General features: G+C 41.1%; 5 protein-coding genes. 4 read left to right on the top strand and 1 reads right to left on the bottom strand.

What is annotated here, in order from left to right:
- Positions 1 to 89: 89 nt before the first annotated feature.
- Positions 90 to 2,336 carry a T9SS type A sorting domain-containing protein gene (locus IPM47_13270; GenBank protein ID QQS27842.1) on the bottom strand — a complete coding sequence of 749 codons (2,247 nt, stop codon included), beginning with the start codon at positions 2,334 to 2,336 and terminating at the stop codon, positions 90 to 92.
- A gap of 145 nt (positions 2,337 to 2,481) precedes the next feature.
- Between IPM47_13270 and IPM47_13265 the strand changes: the two genes are divergently transcribed.
- From IPM47_13265 to IPM47_13250, 4 genes are all read left to right on the top strand, one after another.
- Positions 2,482 to 3,855: an RNA methyltransferase gene (locus IPM47_13265; GenBank protein QQS27841.1), complete on the top strand. Its 1,374-nt coding sequence runs from the start codon at positions 2,482 to 2,484 to the stop codon at positions 3,853 to 3,855.
- Positions 3,856 to 4,059: 204 nt separating this feature from the next.
- Entirely contained in the window at positions 4,060 to 4,467 is a 408-nt protein-coding gene (locus IPM47_13260; GenBank protein ID QQS27840.1) for an Hsp20/alpha crystallin family protein, read from the top strand.
- A 608-nt stretch (positions 4,468 to 5,075) separates the two neighbouring features.
- Positions 5,076 to 5,990 carry a SprB repeat-containing protein gene (locus tag IPM47_13255; protein QQS27839.1) on the top strand — a complete coding sequence of 305 codons (915 nt, stop codon included), beginning with the start codon at positions 5,076 to 5,078 and terminating at the stop codon, positions 5,988 to 5,990.
- Between the two features lie 400 nt (positions 5,991 to 6,390).
- Positions 6,391 to 20,649: an HYR domain-containing protein gene (locus IPM47_13250; GenBank protein QQS27838.1), complete on the top strand. Its 14,259-nt coding sequence runs from the start codon at positions 6,391 to 6,393 to the stop codon at positions 20,647 to 20,649.
- Positions 20,650 to 20,740: the final 91 nt, after the last annotated feature.

Below are 20,740 nucleotides of genomic sequence, written 5' to 3'. Positions count from 1 at the left end.
TCACTCACATAATTTTGAAATTAAACTAAAAAGCCCCTCAACCGTACATGTTGAAGGGCTTTTCAATTTGTTATTCAGAAATTATCCAATTAGTTTTTGACTAATTTAGCAGTAGTTACATATTTACCGTCCGTCAAGTTAATCAGGTAAATTCCGGCTGAAAAACTGCTGACATCCAAACTGAAATTATTTAAGCCGTTATTGCTACCTAAAGTTTGAGTTGCAACCATTCGACCGGTCATATCATAAACTTTTGCCTGAACATTTGTTCCTAATGCGTTGAACTGAATATTAACGACATCATTAGCTGGAACAGGGGCTAAAGTAGTAATTCCAAAACCTGCAGCAGCGTTTGGTGCCTCAATACCCACTGAAAGTTCTTCAGTTATGTCTGCACATACACCAATTACTGTAATTAGAGCTTGTAAATCTGCAATCGTTGAAACGCTCAGAATTGTTCCTAATTCCAGATCACTTGACAAAACTCCATATACTGAATAGTCTGCAGGATTTCCAGAAGTGATGGTGAATGTTCCATTAGGATGGTTTGCTACAATATTTCCCGATGCATCGGCAAGGAAATATAAAAAGGTATAGCCGGTTGTTGTTGTGTAACCGGTAGCAACAGCAGAAATATTATTACCATTGACGAAAACATTTTGCATAGAACCTGCTTCTGCTACACAAATACCACCACAAGCTTCTACGGAAATATTATCTACATGGAAACTTGAGGTTGCTCCAGGAAAAACAGAACTTTCAAAAGTTAACAACTGAGCAGTTCCATTGGCAAAGGCAGAAATATCAACAGTAACAGGCTGATAGGTTGCATACGTTGTAATATCATCACTATTGGCAGAAAACACTTCCGTATTTCCAATTTTAACACTTAAGAAGTCTGTTGTATTTGGAGCTGTTGAAGCAATAGCAAGATAAAAAGACAAAGTTGCAGTTGGTTCTGTAATAGTTATAGTCTGAGAAATAGTTCCGGTTTCATCACCATCTATTCCTCCGAACCAAGCCCATCTTACCCCTGCATAAGGACCAATTCCACCGGTTCCACATTCTGCTGCAGTGCAAAGCGGAGTTCCAAAATTTGTTGATGCTTGAGTCCATGCAGTACCTCCGTCTTCAAAGCCTCCATCGGTTACTCTTTCACAAACTGTGGGACAGATTTCTGTAAATGATTGCGTTGCATCGCAAGTAGGGTCTCCATTAGAAATAGATACAGCAACAGTTTGACCAGAATCAAAAGGTCCATAAGAATAAGGACCGGCAACAATGACCATACTGGTACTTCCGTCAACAGTGATATTAAAATTACCGCTTGCTCCTACATAAGTTACATCAGCATTAATAAAATACTGCTGATTTTCACATTCCAGAGTAGTGGTAAAATTTACAACCGGACATACAGTACAACTCGGATCACCTTCAGGTAACAAAGTAACTGCATAACAAGTAGTTTGAGTACAAGCCGGGTCTAATGTAATGGTATTAAACGAAGGAGTACCGCCGGCACTATTGGTAGCGTTGCCAAAAACAGAAGCACAGAAGAAATAATTGCCTGCTGTTAAAGCAGCCCCGTTATTCGAAAATCCTAAAGCTGCTGTAGGTACGACTGTTTGGATAGGGAACGAGCCAAAGTAATCGGTACTTGTGTTAGGTGCAGTGTTGCCAGTTAAATCAGTGTTGGCAACAAACCAACAAAAACCACTAAGATTAGGAGAGCCGTTGGGGATAACAGCACCTGTAATGGTTAAGTCGGTCAATTCGTCAAAACAAACACTGTCACTGCCTGCAATAGTTCCGGGAGAGACGGAAGGATCGGAACAATCAACCGGTGTACCGCAAGGTACACCCGAATTGGTAGTTACAGTCGGAGTACCGTTGTCAGTTTGTAAAAGTGTGGTTCCGCATCCTCCGACAGTTGTTAATGTAAACCAAACAGTACCGGTTGCAGTTGCATCAAATGTAATAGAACAACCAACTTCAAATCCCAAGACAGTACCTCCGGTTACACTGCCGGTGGCGGCAGTTCCTCCCTCTATAGCTGTGATTAATGCCTCTCCACCCCAATCAGTAGCACTATATCCATCACAAATACTGAAAGTGTAATTACCTCCTGCTACAACATTGGTAAAATAGAGTTCATTTTTCCATGCTTCATAAGGAGCAGATACCGACTGACCGTCACATCCTGCGTTATCAATGCCTTGATCTGTGTAAGGACCGCCAGCATAAGTTAAGCAAGCTGATGCTTGTGCATTGATGAATTGGTTCATACCAATCATGCAAACAAGCGCAATTAAAAGCGAAAGTGTAAAGTTTTTCATTTAAATTGATATTAATTTAATAATGTTAAAAAGTTGGCACAAAGTTACCAAAAATTATCTGCACAAAAATAACTTTAACACTCCATTTATTACAGTGTTGTCTAAACGCTATTTTTATATAGTTGTACTTAAAACAATTTGTTGAATGAAAAGCCAATTTCCTGCAGAGTTTATCAAGAGAATGAATCAGTTATTGCCTGATGAGTTTGACTTATTCTTAAATTCTTTGAAAAAATCTAAAGCTCCGGTTTCAATACGTTTTAATCCTTTCAAACGTCCTTCTTCTATACCCGATAACACGATTCCTGTACCTTGGTGTAATCATGCTTATATGTTAGCTCAACGTCCTGATTTCACACACGACCCTTTTTTTCATGCCGGTCAATATTATGTACAGGAAGCTTCATCTATGTTTGTTGCAGAAATATTAAAACAATTTATTCCTGAAGATCGCTCGGTCTTAGCACTTGATCTTTGTGGAGCACCAGGTGGAAAAACAACTCTATTATCAACGGAACTTCCAACAAATAGTTTGATCATTTCCAATGAACCGGTAAAAAACAGAGCAAATATTTTGTTGGAAAATGTGCTTAAGTGGGGATTGCCTAATACTATCGTTAGCAGTAACGATCCGTCAAGATTTGAAATATACCAAAATCGTTTTGATCTTGTTCTCGTTGATGCGCCTTGCTCCGGTGAAGGTTTGTTTAGAAAATCACCCGAATCAATCCAAGAATGGTCCGTTAATAACGTACAACTTTGCAGTGCAAGGCAAAAAAGAATATTGTCATCTGCTGCAAAAGTTGTAAAACCAAATGGAATATTGATTTATAGTACCTGTACTTTCTCGGAAGAAGAGAATGAAAAAAATATTGCTTGGTTAATCAACGAGTTTGGGTTTGTTTCATTACCAATTAAGCTAAACTCTTCATGGGGTATAACAGAAACTTTTCAAAATAATCCCAAGTTGTATGGATATCGCTTTTACCCCCATAAAGTTATTGGAGAGGGATTTTTTGTTTCTTGTTTACAAAAACAGGAACAAGGTAAAGCGGTAAAAATTAATACTACAGCTCCGCCTTTTATCAGAACAGAAAAACAATTGAACCCTTTGTTAAGCAATTATTTAGACAACCCCGAACAATTTACCTTTTATACCAAAAACAAGAAAGACAATTTTGCAATCCTAAAACTCCATGAAACAAATTTTATAGATTTTGCCTCAAATCTTTATATTAAATCTGCTGGAATTCCAATGGGAATTTTAAAGGGTAAAGAACTGGTTCCACATGAAGGCTTAGCACTAAGCATATATTTGTCAAAAAAATTAACTGCAATTGTGTTAAGCCACTCTGAAGCATTGTATTATTTAAAAAAGCAAAATTTTGAATTGAAAAAATCCGATATTTTAGGATGGACGATTGCAAAGTATAAAGATCTTTCTTTAGGTTGGTTAAAAATTCTGCCTGAACGATTTAACAATTACTTCCCTGTTGAATGGAGAATACGCAAACAGTAAATAAGACTTTCTAGTAGCTAATCACTTCAATTGTTACAATTGACTTAATATTTATGATATTTTGTCTGAATATTCTAAATAAGACCGACATTTTGTCGCAATCACTGACTTTTTTGAAGTTATTTTTCTCTTACAATCGGATGGCATAGGATTTGAACACTTCAGATTAAATCCATTTTTTAAAAACAAAAAAATATATCTGCCATGAGATTTAATCATTTTGCAACCTTTCCCGAATTTTTTCAACCAGAAATTGCAATCAGAAAACAAGTTGGAAACCCATGTAAAAATGCTGTAAACATTTCAGAAACTACTGATGTTTACGAAATTGAAATTTTGCTTCCAGGTTTTACAAAAGAAGAAGTAACTATTAAAGTTGAGGGCAACTTTTTAAATGTAACTGCAAAAAAAGCCGCCAATCAAAGTGAACAAAAAATCAAGAAATTCAATCATCAGGAATTCAGTATTAGCGATTTTAAGCGTTCATTTGAATTTCCTAATACGGTCGCTGTTGGAGATATAATTGCAAAACAAAAAAATGGTTTGTTAACCTTGACTTTACCCAAAAAACCCGAAGCAAAACCTGTTAATCTTCAAATTGAAGTTCAATAATGCTTAAAGTAGAATACTTTTCATAGTTTTTTTGATCAGTTTTTCATAGTGAGTTGGTTGTGTTAAGAGCCGGTACTAATCCTACCGGCTCTTTTTTTATATGTAAAAATGATTGGCTGGCTTGAAGTGCTCAATTCAAAATACATGATTGAGTTTAACTTGCTTTTTAAAAACAGAGGTTATTGTTGTTCATTTTTGATTTTTACTTTAAAAGAAATCATTCGCAAATACAATTTTTTGTAAAATTTTACATATTTTTTATTTTATCATGAAATAATATTCATTAATTAACAATCATATATGATTACTTGCAAATTAAAACAACTGTTTAAGTATTTGAAATGCAAAGTCTATTAGTTTAAAACTTTTAGCAAGGAATGCATATGTCAATGTATCATAAATAATTTATACTATGTTTTGAATTTAGCTTTTAGCTGTTAAAAAGTGAGGTTTAATTAAGAATAAAACAATTTGTATTTTTGCTTGAAATTTATTGAAGTTTTCAAAGATTTTCATTTTCTAACGACTTTCTTAGAAATTATCCGAATCAGTGAAGTAGGAAAAATTCAAAAAACCAAATTAAACTTTATTTAAAATATATCAAAAAAATGAAAAAGTTAGTTTTACTTGTAGTTGTAACAGTTTTTTGCACAACAGATGTTTTTTCGCAAACTTTAGCACCTGCTGATGCTTGTCCCGGAAGTAACACGCCTACTATTAACAGTGGCTCATTCACTATTAATATAACCGGAACTGCAACAGGATATCCATTAGCCATAGACGCTACGATGACAGCAAATGATGAAGCAGTTTGTGGTCTTAAAGTTAAAGAATATATTGGAGGAGTTGAGGTAAGTTGTAATGGTTCAAGTAACGGAGAAATAACCGCTTATGTGACCGGTGGAAATTATCCTTATCGTTATACTTTGTATTTATCTACAACTAGTGCTACTTCTGGATTTGCTCAAGCAAGTCAGGTTATAGTAAACACAACAAACCATGTCTTCAACGGGTTAGCTGGGGACGCATGGTATTATGTTACAATTGAACAAACGAATGGTACTACTGGTAATTTTGGATGTTTAGTAACAACAATGGGAACCGGTACTTGTCAAGGTGCAGTATATTTAGACCAACCAGAAGTTGTAACTGCAACTTATTGTCAGGCACCTGATTATTGCCAGAATGGTTCTGCCGCAGTCACCATTAATATTTCTGGCGGTGTTCAATATTATAACGTTACATGGTCTTCAGGTACTGCACTAATAACTGGAATAGGTGCCGCATCCGCAGGCGCTGCAGATGTTGACTTGGATGGTACTGCAAGTGGTGCACAATTAGGGACCAATCATGCTTCCACTCAAAATCCTTCAGGAAATACTTATCCTGACGTTGTTGAAGGCAATTCAGACGATGGCAATACCACTCAAACTGTTCCACAAACAGTTACAATTAGTGGTTTAACCGGTAACTATCCTTATACATTTAACATATCTGATGCTAATGGTTGCGTAGTACAATAGTATAGTGTTAGGTATTGTTTGAGTACTATCTAATTTAAACACTAAGTTTTTTAATTTTTTAAGGCAATTAACCTTAAGAAGTATTTTTGAAGAGAGAAGCAACAAAAAAACAACTCCCAAATTGTGTTTAGCTTTGCTGTCTCTCTTCAAAAATTTCCATAAAACATCTTTCTAAACTTGTTTAGTATGTATATTCTTTTTTCTACCCGAGTTTAGATTTTTTTTTCACTTTCGTTACTTTCTATTTATTAGCAATAAAATATAGAGTAATCATAAAAACATTAGATAAATTAATGAGACTATGAAAACATTTGAGCCGAAGATTTTACTAACTCTAAGCGAATTTTGAATTATATCTTATGCCTGATTTGATTTTAGTTGGGGTATAACACAAATTAGAATGAAAAACATTTACATTATATTAATTTCATCCATCTTAGTCTTTTCTCAAAATTTGCTGGGCGCAGTTCACTATACTGCTACATCAGGACAGTCAGTTTCAGGAAACACAAGCTCATCTGGAAATAACTGTGGACTAAGAGGATCAAATGATCAAATAGTTGAAGTAACTATACCTGTTTCAGGATCATATACTTTTTCTTTATGTGGAGGAGCTTCATGGGATACTTATTTATATTTAGGAACCACTCCCTGCAATAGCAATTTAGGGGCAAGTGATGATGCTTGTGGACTTCAATCATCAATAACTGCATCTCTGAGTGCAGGTGTATATTATGCTATTATTGAAGCATATTCGAGTGGTTCAGGTAGTTGGACTTTAAGTATTTCTGGGTCTGCATTTACAGGAAGCGCAAGTATTCCCGGTAACACATGCGGTTCTGAAAACAATTGCGGTTTAAGAGGTTCTGAAGATCAGGAGTTTGTATTTATTGCGCCATATACAGGTACTTTCAATTTTTCATTATGCGGAACTGCCTCGTGGGATACTTATTTATATGCCGGAACAAGTCGTTGTGGTAGTGATTTGGGTTTAAATGATGATGGTTGTTCACTTCAGTCTGTAATAAATGGGATTTCGCGTTCCGCAGGACAAATAATATATATAACTGTAGAAGGATTTTCTACAACGGGTTGTGGAACTTATACTTTAAATGTAACCTCTACTTGTATTCCCCCAGCTGCCCCCGGTTTTGGAAATAATATATGGAATGTCTTAGGTTATACAGGGGGAAATATTGACTTATCGGGCACTTATTCAGGATATTACACAGAGGGTAACTTATCTTACAATTCATTAAACAGATGGGGAACAAATGGTTCACCATCAGACGCAAGCGGTTGGCAAGGATGTACTGTGCCTGTAGATAATCACGTTGTCGTTTCAAAAAGGACTAATTTTAGTTGTAGAAGATATCAGTTAGATATACCTAACCATGATGATGATATAAGGGTTTATGTAAACGGATCCTTGGTTTTTCAACATATAGGTTGTTGTGATTCACATACGAATATATGGACCGGTGACCTAAATTCAAGTTCTACGATTGAAGTGCGCCATTTAGAAGGTGGAGGAGGGTCTCATCAGGCATTAACATTAAACGACTTAGGAGCTTCCCCTTCCTTAGGAAGTGTTTCTAACGCCGGCCCAATAAATTTTTGTGATGCAAGCGGAAATTTTGGAACAGCCGTAACAGTTTCGGGACAATATGGAAGTGTGGTTTGGGATTGGGGAAGTAATAACGGTGTTTGGAATAATAACTGGGTAGGAGGAAATAGTTCAGGAGTTTGTTGTTTCCCCAAAAAGACTTCAAATAGTGATGGAAATGCCGATAGAATAAGATATAGGGTTACAAATGGCAGTTGCTCTGTAACCTCAAACACTATTTTAATTGTGAACCGATATAATGAAGCACCAAACAGTTTATCTGTTTCAAACAGCAGTTATTGTTCTACCTCTGCCCCTTCAACAATAACCCTCACTGCAAACTTTCCAAATGCAATAAATAAAAATGGAGTAGTATCATTTTATAGTGGCTCATGTGGTGGCACTTTTTTAGGGTCTGTTACTGCAGGCGATAATACCAGCTCCGCAGCTATAAACATAACAGCTCCCGGTTCTACCACAACCTATTTTGCAAGATATGAGCCGGGTTCTGGTTCAGGTTGTGGTAATACTGCCTGTTCGTCAGCTACCGTTACAGTTGTTACACCTCCCGCTGATCCTGGATTTGGATCTAATATATGGAACGTAATTGCTTATAATAGTACTGACTTAAACTCCAATTATTCTGGGTATTATACTGACACAAGACTAAGCCCTACAACTACTGATCGTTGGAATCAGTCTTCCCAGTCTCCTTCATCGGCAAATGCAACAAATGGAGCTGCTTATTCAGGTTGTTCTGTTTCTCCTGACAATCATTCTTATCGTATGAAAAGACAAGGGTTCCCTTGTGGTTATTATGATATACAAGTAAGACATGATGATGGTTACACATTACTTCTAGATGGTACACTTATTCATTCTGGATCATGCTGTTCAAATCCTACTGCTGTATTATCCAACAGATTTTTAGGCCCATCGTCAACCCTTGAACTAACCATTGTTGAGGGGGGTGGAGATTCTTACGGTGGTCTTATTTTAACACCTACTAATGTCATTACCAACGATGCTTGTTCTAGTGCAATCAACATTCCATCTTTGCCTTATACAAGCTCTATTATAAACAATACTTGTGCTACAGATGATTTTACAACATCTACTTGTGATGGGCCGTATAAAAATGTATGGTGGACTGTAACAGGTATTTGTGGAACTATGACAGCAATAACCTGTACTGGCGGCACAAATTTCGACGATGAAATTGCTGTTTACACCGGAAGTTGCGGGAGCTTTACTCAGGTAACTTGTAATGATGACAATGGGGCCGGATGTACTTCAAATTATGCAGGAGTAAGTTGGACAGCAACATCCGGCACTATTTATTATATCACAGTAGGCAGTTATTATAGTAGCAGTTCAACCGGTAATTTGCAGTTAAACGTAACTTCATCACCATTTACTCCTTCAGTAGCACCAACCGGAGTCTCAGGTTCTCTTTACGCTTGCAATGGAGGTGTTACTACTTTAACTGTTTCAGGCGGAACAATCGGTACCGGTGCAGTAGCAGAATGGTTTACCGGTTCATGTGGAGGCACATTGGTCGGAACAGGGAACAGCATTTTTGTTTCACCATCATCAAATACAACTTATTTTGTTCGATATGCAGGAACTTGCAACACGACTACTTGCGCATCAGTTATAGTAACTGTAAATACATTAAGTGCCTCAGTTGGAACGACAAATGTAACTTGTAACGGTGGTAGTAATGGCGTAGTTTCGGCAAATGTTACCGGTGGAACAACCCCTTATACTTATCTTTGGTCTCCCGGTGGTCAAACTACCGCAGTCGTTACAGGTCGCCCTCCCGGTACTTATACCGTTACAATAACAGCCGCATCGGGATGTACAATTACTGCATCAGGTACCGTTTCTCAACCATCCTCTATTGGGCTGTCAGCCTCCGTAAGCAATGCATCGTGTCCCGGAATTTGTGATGGGTCAATAAATTTAACAGTTAGCGGTGGAACCCCTTTAGCTAAACAACCAAATGCAGTTGGATTATCTTCAAACCTAACGTTATGGCTAAACAGTGATAATGGAATATTGCGTGATTTGAACTCGGGAATATTTCAATGGTCTGATCTCAGTGGATTAGTTAATCATATTTCTCAAAACAATGTAAATAATCGCCCAACCTGGGTAAATAGTGTCATAAATGGAAAACCTGTTTTGAGATTTAATACTTCTCAGTATATGACTTCGTCAGTGAATTTCAATACCCCATATACCATATTCACAATTTCCAAAATGAATAATGGTTCTGATTCAAGGCTACTTTCTTCTGCAAACACAAACTGGTTGTTAGGATATTGGGGTGGAAATCAAAATGTTATGCATGCAAATGGTTGGGTTACATCAGCAAGCGGTCCTACTCCGGATAATCTTCCACATATTTACCACGCTACAGGAACCGGTAGTTTGACATCATTCTACGATTTCTCAACATTAATTGCATCAAATTCAGGCGGTGTTTCCGGTATTGGGCAATTACAACTAAATGGATGGAATAATGGTTTGAGTGAAATGTCTGATGGAGATATTTCTGAAATTATCATATACAACCGTGTACTGACTGCTTTTGAACTTCAAGGAGTAAGAAATTACCTGGCAACTAAATACGCTTTATCGGGTTCGGGTGGAAATGCCTATACTTATTCTTGGTCGAATGGATCCTCAACTGAAGATATAAGTGGACTTTGTGCAGGAAATTATACTGTTACAGTTACTGATGCAAATGGTTGTTCTGCAACTTCTACTTTCAGTGTTGGCACTACAAATACATTGTCAACTGCACCTACAGGCGTTTCAGGAACAACCACAATTTGTAACGGAAGCAATACCACACTTACATTATCAGGAGGTAGTGCCGGTTCAGGAGCTGTTGCCCAATGGTTCTCTGGTTCTTGTGGAGGAACTTTTATAGGAAACGGAAATAGTATCATTGTTACTCCTACTGCAAATACCGTATATTTTGTTAGATACGCCGGCACTTGTAACACAACAACTTGTGCTTCTGTATTAGTTACAGTTGATAACTTTACCACCGCCAATGCAGGTCCTGACCAAACCGTTTGTGCTACTTCTGCTACGCTTGCTGCCAATACTCCTGCAACAGGAACAGGTACATGGTCAGTTGTATCAGGTACCGGAACTTTCACCAATGCCAATAGCCCGACTTCAACAGTAACAAGTCTTGGTTTGGGTGCAAACACTTTCCGTTGGACATTACCCAATGGAGTTTGCGCTGATTCTCAAGATGAAGTGGTCATCACTCGTGATGACTTTACCACCGCCAACGCAGGTTCTGATCAAACCGTTTGCGCTACTTCTGCTACACTTGCTGCCAATGCTCCTGCAACAGGAACAGGCACATGGTCGGTCATTTCAGGTGCTGGAACTTTCACCAATGCCAATAGCCCGACTTCAACGGTAACAGGTCTTGGTTTGGGTGCAAACACCTTCCGTTGGACATTACTAAATGGGGTTTGTACCGATTCTCAAGATGATGTGGTAATCACTCGTGATGACTTAACCACTGCCAACGCAGGTCCTGATCAAACCGTTTGCGCTACTTCTGCAACCCTTGCTGCCAATACTCCTGCAACAGGAACAGGAACATGGACAGTAGTTTCAGGTACAGGAACTTTCACCAATGCCAATAGCCCGACTTCAACGGTAACCGGACTTGGTTTGGGCGCAAACACCTTCCGTTGGACATTACTAAATGGGGTTTGTACTGATTCTCAAGATGATGTGGTCATCACTCGTAACGACTTAACCACCGCCAATGCAGGTCCTGACCAAACCGTTTGCGCTACTTCTACAACCCTTGCTGCCAATACTCCTGCAACAGGAACAGGCACATGGTCAGTAGTTTCCGGTTCAGGAACTTTTACTAATGCCAACAGCTCGACTTCACCAGTAACCGGACTTGGATTGGGTGCAAACACTTTCCGTTGGACATTACTAAATGGGGTTTGTACCGATTCTCAAGATGAAGTGGTTATCACTCGTGATGACTTTACCACTGCCAATGCAGGTCCTGATCAAACCGTTTGCGCTACTTCTGCTACGCTTGCCGCCAATACTCCTGCAACAGGAACGGGAACTTGGACAGTTGTATCAGGTACCGGAACTTTTACTAATGCCAATAGCCCGACATCAACAGTAACCGGACTCAGTTTGGGTGCAAACACTTTCCGTTGGACATTACCCAATGGAGTTTGCACCGATTCACAAGATGATGTGATCATCACTCGTGATGATTTAACCACTGCCAATGCAGGTCCAGACCAAACCGTTTGCGCTACTTCTGCTACGCTTGCCGCCAATACTCCTGCAACAGGAACAGGCACATGGTCAGTTGTATCAGGTACCGGAACTTTTACCAATGCCAATAGCCCAACTTCACCAGTAACCGGTCTTGGTTTGGGTGCAAACACTTTCCGTTGGACATTACCCAATGGAGTTTGTGCAGATTCGCAAGATGATGTGGTCATCACTCGCGATGACTTAACCACTGCCAACGCAGGTTCCGACCAAACCATTTGTGCTACTTCTGCTACGCTTGCTGCCAATACTCCTGCAACAGGAACAGGCACATGGTCAGTTGTATCAGGTACCGGAACTTTCACCAATGCCAATAGCCCGACTTCAACAGTAACCGGACTCAGTTTGGGTGCTAACACTTTCCGTTGGACATTACCCAATGGAGTTTGTGCAGATTCTCAAGATGATGTGGTCATCACTCGCGATGACTTAACCACTGCCAACGCAGGTCCTGATCAAACCGTTTGCGCTACTTCTGCAACGCTTGCCGCCAATGCTCCTGCAACAGGAACAGGCACTTGGTCGGTCATTTCCGGTGCAGGAACTTTCACCAATGCCAATAGCCCGACTTCAACAGTAACCGGACTTGGTTTGGGTGCAAACACTTTCCGTTGGACATTACCCAATGGGGTTTGTACTGATTCTCAAGATGATGTGGTCATCACTCGTAACGACTTTACTGCCGCCAACGCAGGTTCCGACCAAACTGTTTGCTCTACTTCTGCAACCCTTGCTGCCAATACTCCTGCAACAGGAACAGGCACATGGTCGGTAGTTTCCGGTTCAGGAACTTTCACCAATGCCAACAGCCCAACTTCAACGGTAACCGGACTTGGTTTGGGTGCAAACACTTTCCGTTGGACATTACCCAATGGGGTTTGTACTGATTCTCAAGATGATGTGGTCATCACTCGCGATGACTTTACCACTGCCAATGCAGGTCCTGATCAAACCGTTTGCGCTACTTCTGCAACCCTTGCTGCCAATACTCCTGCAACAGGAACAGGCACATGGACGGTCATTTCCGGTGCAGGAACTTTCACCAATGCCAATAGCCCGACTTCAACAGTAACAGGTCTTGGTTTGGGTGCAAACACTTTCCGTTGGAATTTACCAAATGGGGTTTGTACCGATTCGCAAGATGATGTGGTCATCACTCGTAACGACTTTACTGCCGCCAACGCAGGTTCCGACCAAACCGTTTGCGCTACTTCTGCAACGCTTGCCGCCAATACTCCTGCAACAGGAATAGGCACTTGGACAGTTGTATCAGGTACCGGAACTTTCACCAATGCCAATAGCCCGACTTCACCAGTAACCGGACTTGGATTGGGTGCAAACACTTTCCGTTGGACATTACCCAATGGGGTTTGTACCGATTCACAAGATGATGTGGTCATCACTCGCGATGATTTAACCACCGCCAACGCAGGTTCCGACCAAACCATTTGTGCTACTTCTGCTACACTTGCCGCCAATACTCCTGCAACAGGAACAGGAACTTGGACAGTTGTATCAGGTACCGGAACTTTTACTAATGCCAATAGCCCAACTTCACCAGTAACCGGACTTGGTTTGGGTGCAAACACTTTCCGTTGGACATTACCCAATGGGGTTTGTGCTGATTCTCAAGATGAAGTGGTCATCACTCGCGATGATTTAACCACCGCCAACGCGGGTTCCGACCAAACCGTTTGCGCTACTTCTGCTACGCTTGCCGCCAATACTCCTGCAACAGGAACAGGAACTTGGTCGGTCATTTCCGGTGCAGGAACTTTCACCAATGCTAATAGCCCGACTTCAACAGTAACAGGACTTGGATTGGGTGCAAACACTTTCCGCTGGACTTTACCAAATGGGGTTTGTGCTGATTCTCAAGATGATGTGGTCATCACTCGCGATGACTTAACCACTGCCAATGCAGGTCCTGACCAAACCGTTTGCGCTACTTCTGCTACACTTGCTGCCAATACTCCTGCAACAGGAACAGGCACATGGTCGGTCATTTCCGGTGCAGGAACTTTCACCAATGCCAATAGCCCGACTTCACCAGTAACCGGACTTGGTTTGGGTGTAAACACTTTCCGTTGGACATTACCCAATGGGGTTTGTACAGATTCACAAGATGATGTGGTCATCACTCGCGATGACTTAACCACCGCCAACGCAGGTTCTGACCAAACTGTTTGCGCTACTTTTGCTACGCTTGCTGCCAACTCTCCTGCAACAGGAACAGGCACATGGACGGTCATTTCCGGTGCAGGAACTTTCACCAATGCCAATAGCCCGACTTCAACAGTAACAGGACTTGGATTGGGTGCAAACACTTTCCGCTGGACTTTACCAAATGGGGTTTGTGCTGATTCTCAAGATGATGTGGTCATCACTCGTGATGAGTTTTCCACCGCCAATGCAGGCTCTGACCAGACCATTTGCGCTACTTCTGCTACACTTGCCGCCAATACTCCTGCAACAGGAACAGGTACTTGGTCGGTCATTTCAGGTTCAGGAACTTTTACTAATGCCAATAGCCCGACTTCAACAGTAACCGGACTTGGTTTGGGTGCAAACACTTTCCGTTGGACATTACCCAATGGGGTTTGTACCGATTCTCAAGATGATGTGGTTATTACTCGTGATGACTTAACTACCGCCAACGCAGGTTCTGACCAAACCATTTGTGCTACTTCTGCTACGCTTGCTGCCAATACTCCTGCAACAGGAACAGGCACATGGTCAGTTGTATCAGGTACCGGAACTTTTACTAATGCCAATAGCTCGACTTCAACAGTAACCGGACTTGGTTTGGGTGCAAACACTTTCCGTTGGACATTACCCAATGGAGTTTGTGCAGATTCGCAAGATGATGTGGTCATCACTCGCGATGACTTCACCACTGCCAATGCAGGTCCTGATCAAACCGTTTGCGCTACTTCTGCAACCCTTGCTGCCAATACTCCTGCAACAGGAACTGGAACTTGGACAGTTGTATCAGGTACCGGAACTTTCACTAATGCCAATAGCCCGACTTCAACAGTAACAGGTCTTGGTTTGGGTGCAAACACTTTCCGTTGGACATTACCCAATGGAGTTTGTGCAGATTCTCAAGATGATGTGGTCATCACTCGTGATGATTTAACCACTGCCAATGCAGGTCCTGACCAAACCGTTTGCGCTACTTCTGCTACACTTGCAGCCAATACTCCTGCAACAGGAACAGGCACTTGGTCGGTAGTTTCCGGTTCAGGAACTTTCACCAATGCCAACAGCCCGACTTCACCAGTAACCGGACTTGGTTTGGGTGCAAACACTTTCCGTTGGACATTACCCAATGGAGTTTGTGCAGATTCTCAAGATGATGTGGTAGTTTCCCGAAATGATCCGTCAATAGCACCAACAGGTATTTCCGGAGTTTCGACTATTTGTGATGGCAGCAGTACAACGCTAACCGTTACTGGAGGAACTTTAGGTACAGGAGCTGCAATACAATGGTTTACCGGTTCGTGTGGAGGTATATCTGCCGGAACCGGCAACAGTATTACAGTATCGCCAGCCTCCAATACAACTTATTATGTCAGGTATTCCGGAGATTGCAATACTACAACCTGTGCTTCTTTATTGATTACTGTAAATTCACTGCATACATTAAGCCTTACGTCCGGATCGCCAACTCAAACTGTCTGTGAAAACGCTGCAATTGGAAATATCGTTTATGCTGTCGGAGGTGGGGCTACAAGTGCTAATGTCAGTGGATTACCCTCAGGCGTAACCGGAATGTTTTCGTCAGGGAATTTTACAATTAGCGGCACTCCATCAGTTAGTGGGGTATTTAATTATACAGTAACTACAAGTGGAAATAGTTGTCCAGTAATAACCTCATCAGGAACTATTACGGTAATTAGTCCAATTGATTATGCAAATCTTCAGTTTCCTAATACAGCATCTATTTGTTCAAATGGAAGTTTATTAGTTTATGGTCAGGTTTATGAACCCGGCATAACTGAACCTGCAGGCGTAGGAACAGGTTTGTCAGCCCAAATCGGATATCATACCTCAAACACTAATCCAAACACCTGGACAAATTGGTCGCCTGCATCATTTAATGTTCAAGTGGGAAACAACGATGAATTTACCGGAACATTAAGCGGACTATCTCCCGGCACTTATTTTTATACTTTCCGGTATTCTTTAAATGGATGCCCTTATCAATATGGCGGATATCCCAATGGATTTTGGAACGGAACTACTCAAACAAGTGGTACTTTAACAGTATTTGGAACAATTATTACTTCCGGTGCTGTTGGAGGGTCGGCTTCATTGACACAATGTGTGGGTGGTAATCCAGCATCATTTAATGTGGGTGCTCCTTCCGGAGGGAACGGGTCTTATACTTATCAATGGGAGCAATCTTCCGGATGTACCGGCACATGGATCAATGCGACTGCTGAAGATGGCAATACTACTTCATTAAGTTTCAATCCTCCTGCTTTAAACACAGTTGGTTCTATGTGTTATCGCCTCAAAATCACTGATGGTTGTAATAGTATCGCCTATTCTAACACCAAGAGTTATACGGTTGTTTCCGACCCTGTTTCACAAACTATTGTACCTACTTTAGTTTCAGGCAGTACCCTTTGTTTGGGTGAAGACGTTTCTGCTACGTTTACCGGTGGTACAGGTGGTACAGGTACAGTTGTTGATGTGTATGAATTTAGTATAAACGGCGGGGTGGTATGGAATTCTTATACTCCGGGTACAACTATAACTGCTACTTTAAGCATGTTAGGTTCAAACACAATACAAATCCGCACCCGTCGTACAGCTACCGGAACCGGTTGTGGGGATGGTATATATAATACCGTAAGTTACTCTGTCAATCAATTGGATTATTTCAATTTACAACACCCTTCAAATGGTACTATATGTGCCTCCACAGGAGTTTTGACAATTTATGGTCAGGTTTATGAACCCGGTGTAACACCCGGAGCGGGATTACAAGGAGCTAATATAGTCGCTGAATTGGGATATCATACTGCAAACACAAATCCAAATACCTGGACAAACTGGCAACCTGCAAACTTTAATCCGGCAGGCGGAGGAACAAACAATGATGAATACCTATTCAATTTAACCGGATTGAGCGGAGGTACTTATTACTATACCTATCGTTACAAGATCAATTCCTGTCCTTATCAATATGGTGGTTATAGCAGCGGAGGCGGAGGAACCTGGGATGGAATTACTAATGTAAGTGGGGAATTAACCGTATTGAATCAAGTTAATTTCGGCACTATCAATAATGGTAATGAATCGATTTGTTTAGGTGATGACCCATCTGACATTACTTTATCTTCTTTACCATCCGGCGGGCAAAATTCATTTAGTTATCAATGGTACTATCAGGACGGAATCGTTACTTGTCCAACCGGAACAAATACTTCGGGATGGACAATCATTCCCGGCGCAAATAGTAACAGCTACAACCCCCCGTCAGGATTAACCGTTTCCCGAACTTATGCTTTAATGGTTGATGCAACCGGTAGTCCTGATTGTGGTTTACCAACCTGGGCTTCGGGCTGCCGGCAAGTAACCGTGAATGTCTGCTGTATATCGCCTACCTCACTTACTTATTCAACTAATCCGGTTAATTATTGTAGTGGATTTCCTATAACCAATAATCTGGCAACAGTCAATGGCACATCGCCCCATACATTTACAGTTAGTCCGACTTTACCAAATGGATTAACTTTGAATACCGGAAACGGAACAATTAGTGGCACCCCTAATACACCAACTGCAGCTTCTAATTACTTGATTACAGCAACAAATGCTTGCGGTTTTACCACGACTACATTAAATCTGGCGGTTACCGCTCCGGATTGTACCATAATCGGAAACAACGGACCGGTTTGCCCCGTTTCATCTCAGGTTTATACCGCACCTTCCGGTATGAGTAGCTATTTATGGTCTGTAAGTGGAAATGCAATTATTTCGGGTGCGGCCAATAATTCTTCTGTGAATGTTGTAGCCGGTAATATTTGCAATGATTCGTTTACCATCAATCTTACAGTTACAGACAGCAATGGTTGTACTTCGGCTTGCAGCAAAACAGTTAATGTGGCAGATTCAGTTGCACCTGTATTTACCGCTTGCCCTGCTTCTTCACTGATTTTGGGATGTAATCCGGCTGCTATAAATTCTTTACAGGCAATTTCAGATGCCGGTGCTGTTACCGACAACTGTAATTCTCCTGCCTTAACTGCTACAGGAGCTACAGTCAACAACACAGGCTGCAATTATTCTCAGATATGGACTGTAACTGCTACTGATGTCTGCAATAATAGTTCAAATTGCTCAATAACCTATTCATGGATTCAAGATGTAGTTAAACCTGTTATTACAACCGCTAATTCTAATCAAAATTTAGGATGCAATCCGACAATAACCCCGCCTTTGTTTAGCGGTACAGACAACTGCGAAGGAAGCATCCTTCCTGTAGTTACTACTTCCGGTGCTTCAAATACCGGTTGTATGTTCTCTCAATCATGGACAGCAAACTATACCGATGCTTGTGGTAATGTTGCCGATGCAGTAACTATCACTTATACCTGGACGATTGACGGTACTCCGCCTACAGCCGGCAATCCTGCACCTATCACCCTTTCAGGTTGCAATGGTTCGTTTCCTGCTCCTGATATTACCATGGTTACGGATGAAGCTGACAATTGTTTGGGACCGATAACAGTAGCCTTTGCCGGTGACGGCACACCTTCTTTGTCAGGATGTACTGAAACTACGGTTCGCACTTATTCAGTTACCGATGTTTGTGGAAAAAGTATCACGGTTTCACAAAACCTAATCAGAACCATAGACACCACACCTCCTTCATTTACCTATCCTGCACCTGTTTCACAAACAGCAGATACAGGATCTTGTGAGGCTTCTGTTGTTATTACAGCTCCGGTTGCTACTGATAACTGCGGAACACCGGCTATGGCAGGTGTTCGAAGCGATTTAGCTTCTTTAAACGATGTTTATCCTGTTGGCACTGTTGTCATCACCTGGACAGCGACTGATAATTGTGGTAACTCCTCCACATGTAATCAATCTGTGTTAATAACCGACAACGAAATACCTGTTTTAAGCAATTGTCCTTCAGATATTGTTGCTTGCGAAAATACTTCAACTATCAGTTATACGCTTCCCTCTGCTTCCGATAATTGTTCCGGTGCAGTGGTAAATCAAATATCAGGTTTGACAAGCGGAGCAATTTTCCCTGTGGGGATAACTACTAATACTTTCAGGACGGTTGATTTGGCCGGCAATAGCAGCGCCCCTTGTAGCTTTAACGTAACCATTTTAGAAAATCCCACCGGTGGAAGTATAGATTTAACTGAGTTTTGTTCCGGTGCTTCGGCGGTTGCAACAATAAACGGAGTATCATTAGCCACTCAATATTTATGGAATTTACCACCATCACTTTCCGGCAGCTCTACTTCAAACAGCATTACCCTTAGCGGTACAATAGCAGGAAGTTATAACATAACCGTTACTCCTCAAAACGTATCCGGTAGTACTGTTTGCAATGGTACCCCTGTAACCGGTACAGTCATCGTTCATCCTATTCCTACAGTAGCCATCACCAACAATGATCCTGTGATTTGTACCGGTGGTGTTACTGATATTGTGTTGAGTAATTCTCCAGCTAATATTACCGGTACTTTGTTTAACTGGACCCGAGATATTTCGACAGTTGTTACCGGCACAAATTCTGCAAACGGTGTATCAGGACCGATTGCCATTGCATTGAGCCATTCAGAAACTACAGAACAAGCGGTTAATTTTACCATTACACCTGTGGCAAATGGATGTCCCGGCGATGCCGCCCAAACATTAGTAACGGTTAAACCTGAATTGACGGTCGAAACACAGCCGGTTAATGTTACTGTATGTGCGGGGAATGGGGCGGTATTAAATGTTGCCGTAAGCGGAGGTGCCGGAAATATTACCTATCAATGGCAATATTTCGGCGGACTGACCTGGGATAATGTTGTAAATGGAACACCGGGTGGCGCTGTTTACACAAACCAAAACACAGCTATGGTAAATGTTGGAAATATCACAAGTGCAGGAGTTCACCAGTTCCGTTGTGTCATTGCTGCTTCCGGAGAAGGCTGTGAATCTGTAGTAAGCAATCCTGCAACTGTAACAATCAACACAAATCCAACACCTGCATTCCTGACCCCTGCCCTATCGGTTTGTACAAATTCTGATCATACTTATACTTTAAACTCTGTTTATAGTAACTATATATGGACAATTAATGGCGGTACAGTTACCGGTGGAGGTGGAATCAACGATAACTTTGTATCCGTTCATTGGGGGCTTGCCGGAAGTGGTTCGGTGAGTGTAACCGTTGCCGATGGAAATTCTTGTACAGGTATCGTTTCAGAAAACATCACCATCAACAGTCGCCCTTCGGTTACATATTGTCAAAACCCCGACTATTGTCAGATAAATGAAGGTTCTGTTTTACTCAATATTCAGGGTGGAGCATTACCTTATACACTCAGTTGGACACCAAACCATGGATTACCAAATCCTCCGGTCATTATCAACAGTGCAGGCAACTTCACTATTTCCGGTTTGCACGGCAACACCGATTATATATTCATACTTACTGATAATAACGGTTGTTCTCCATAAACTATTTAGCAAAATTCTATTATAAAGATAACATACACCAGTTTTAATTGAATATAATCCATAAAAGTTTAATCCCTTATCGAGATGATTA

The organism is Sphingobacteriales bacterium (assembly GCA_016700115.1).
Classification (GTDB): Bacteria; Bacteroidota; Bacteroidia; order Chitinophagales; family UBA2359; genus UBA2359.
The sequence above is the reverse complement of the archived record's forward strand: the minus strand, read 5'-3'. Positions and strand labels throughout refer to the sequence as shown.

Excerpts from the sequence above, each read along its gene's own strand:
- IPM47_13255 (QQS27839.1), top strand. The coding sequence starts at position 5,076 with ATGAAAAAGTTAGTTTTACTTGTAGTTGTAACAGTTTTTTGCACAACA.
- IPM47_13250 (QQS27838.1), top strand. The coding sequence starts at position 6,391 with ATGAAAAACATTTACATTATATTAATTTCATCCATCTTAGTCTTTTCT.
- IPM47_13270 (QQS27842.1), bottom strand. The coding sequence starts at position 2,336 with ATGAAAAACTTTACACTTTCGCTTTTAATTGCGCTTGTTTGCATGATT.
- IPM47_13265 (QQS27841.1), top strand. The coding sequence starts at position 2,482 with ATGAAAAGCCAATTTCCTGCAGAGTTTATCAAGAGAATGAATCAGTTA.
- IPM47_13260 (QQS27840.1), top strand. The coding sequence starts at position 4,060 with ATGAGATTTAATCATTTTGCAACCTTTCCCGAATTTTTTCAACCAGAA.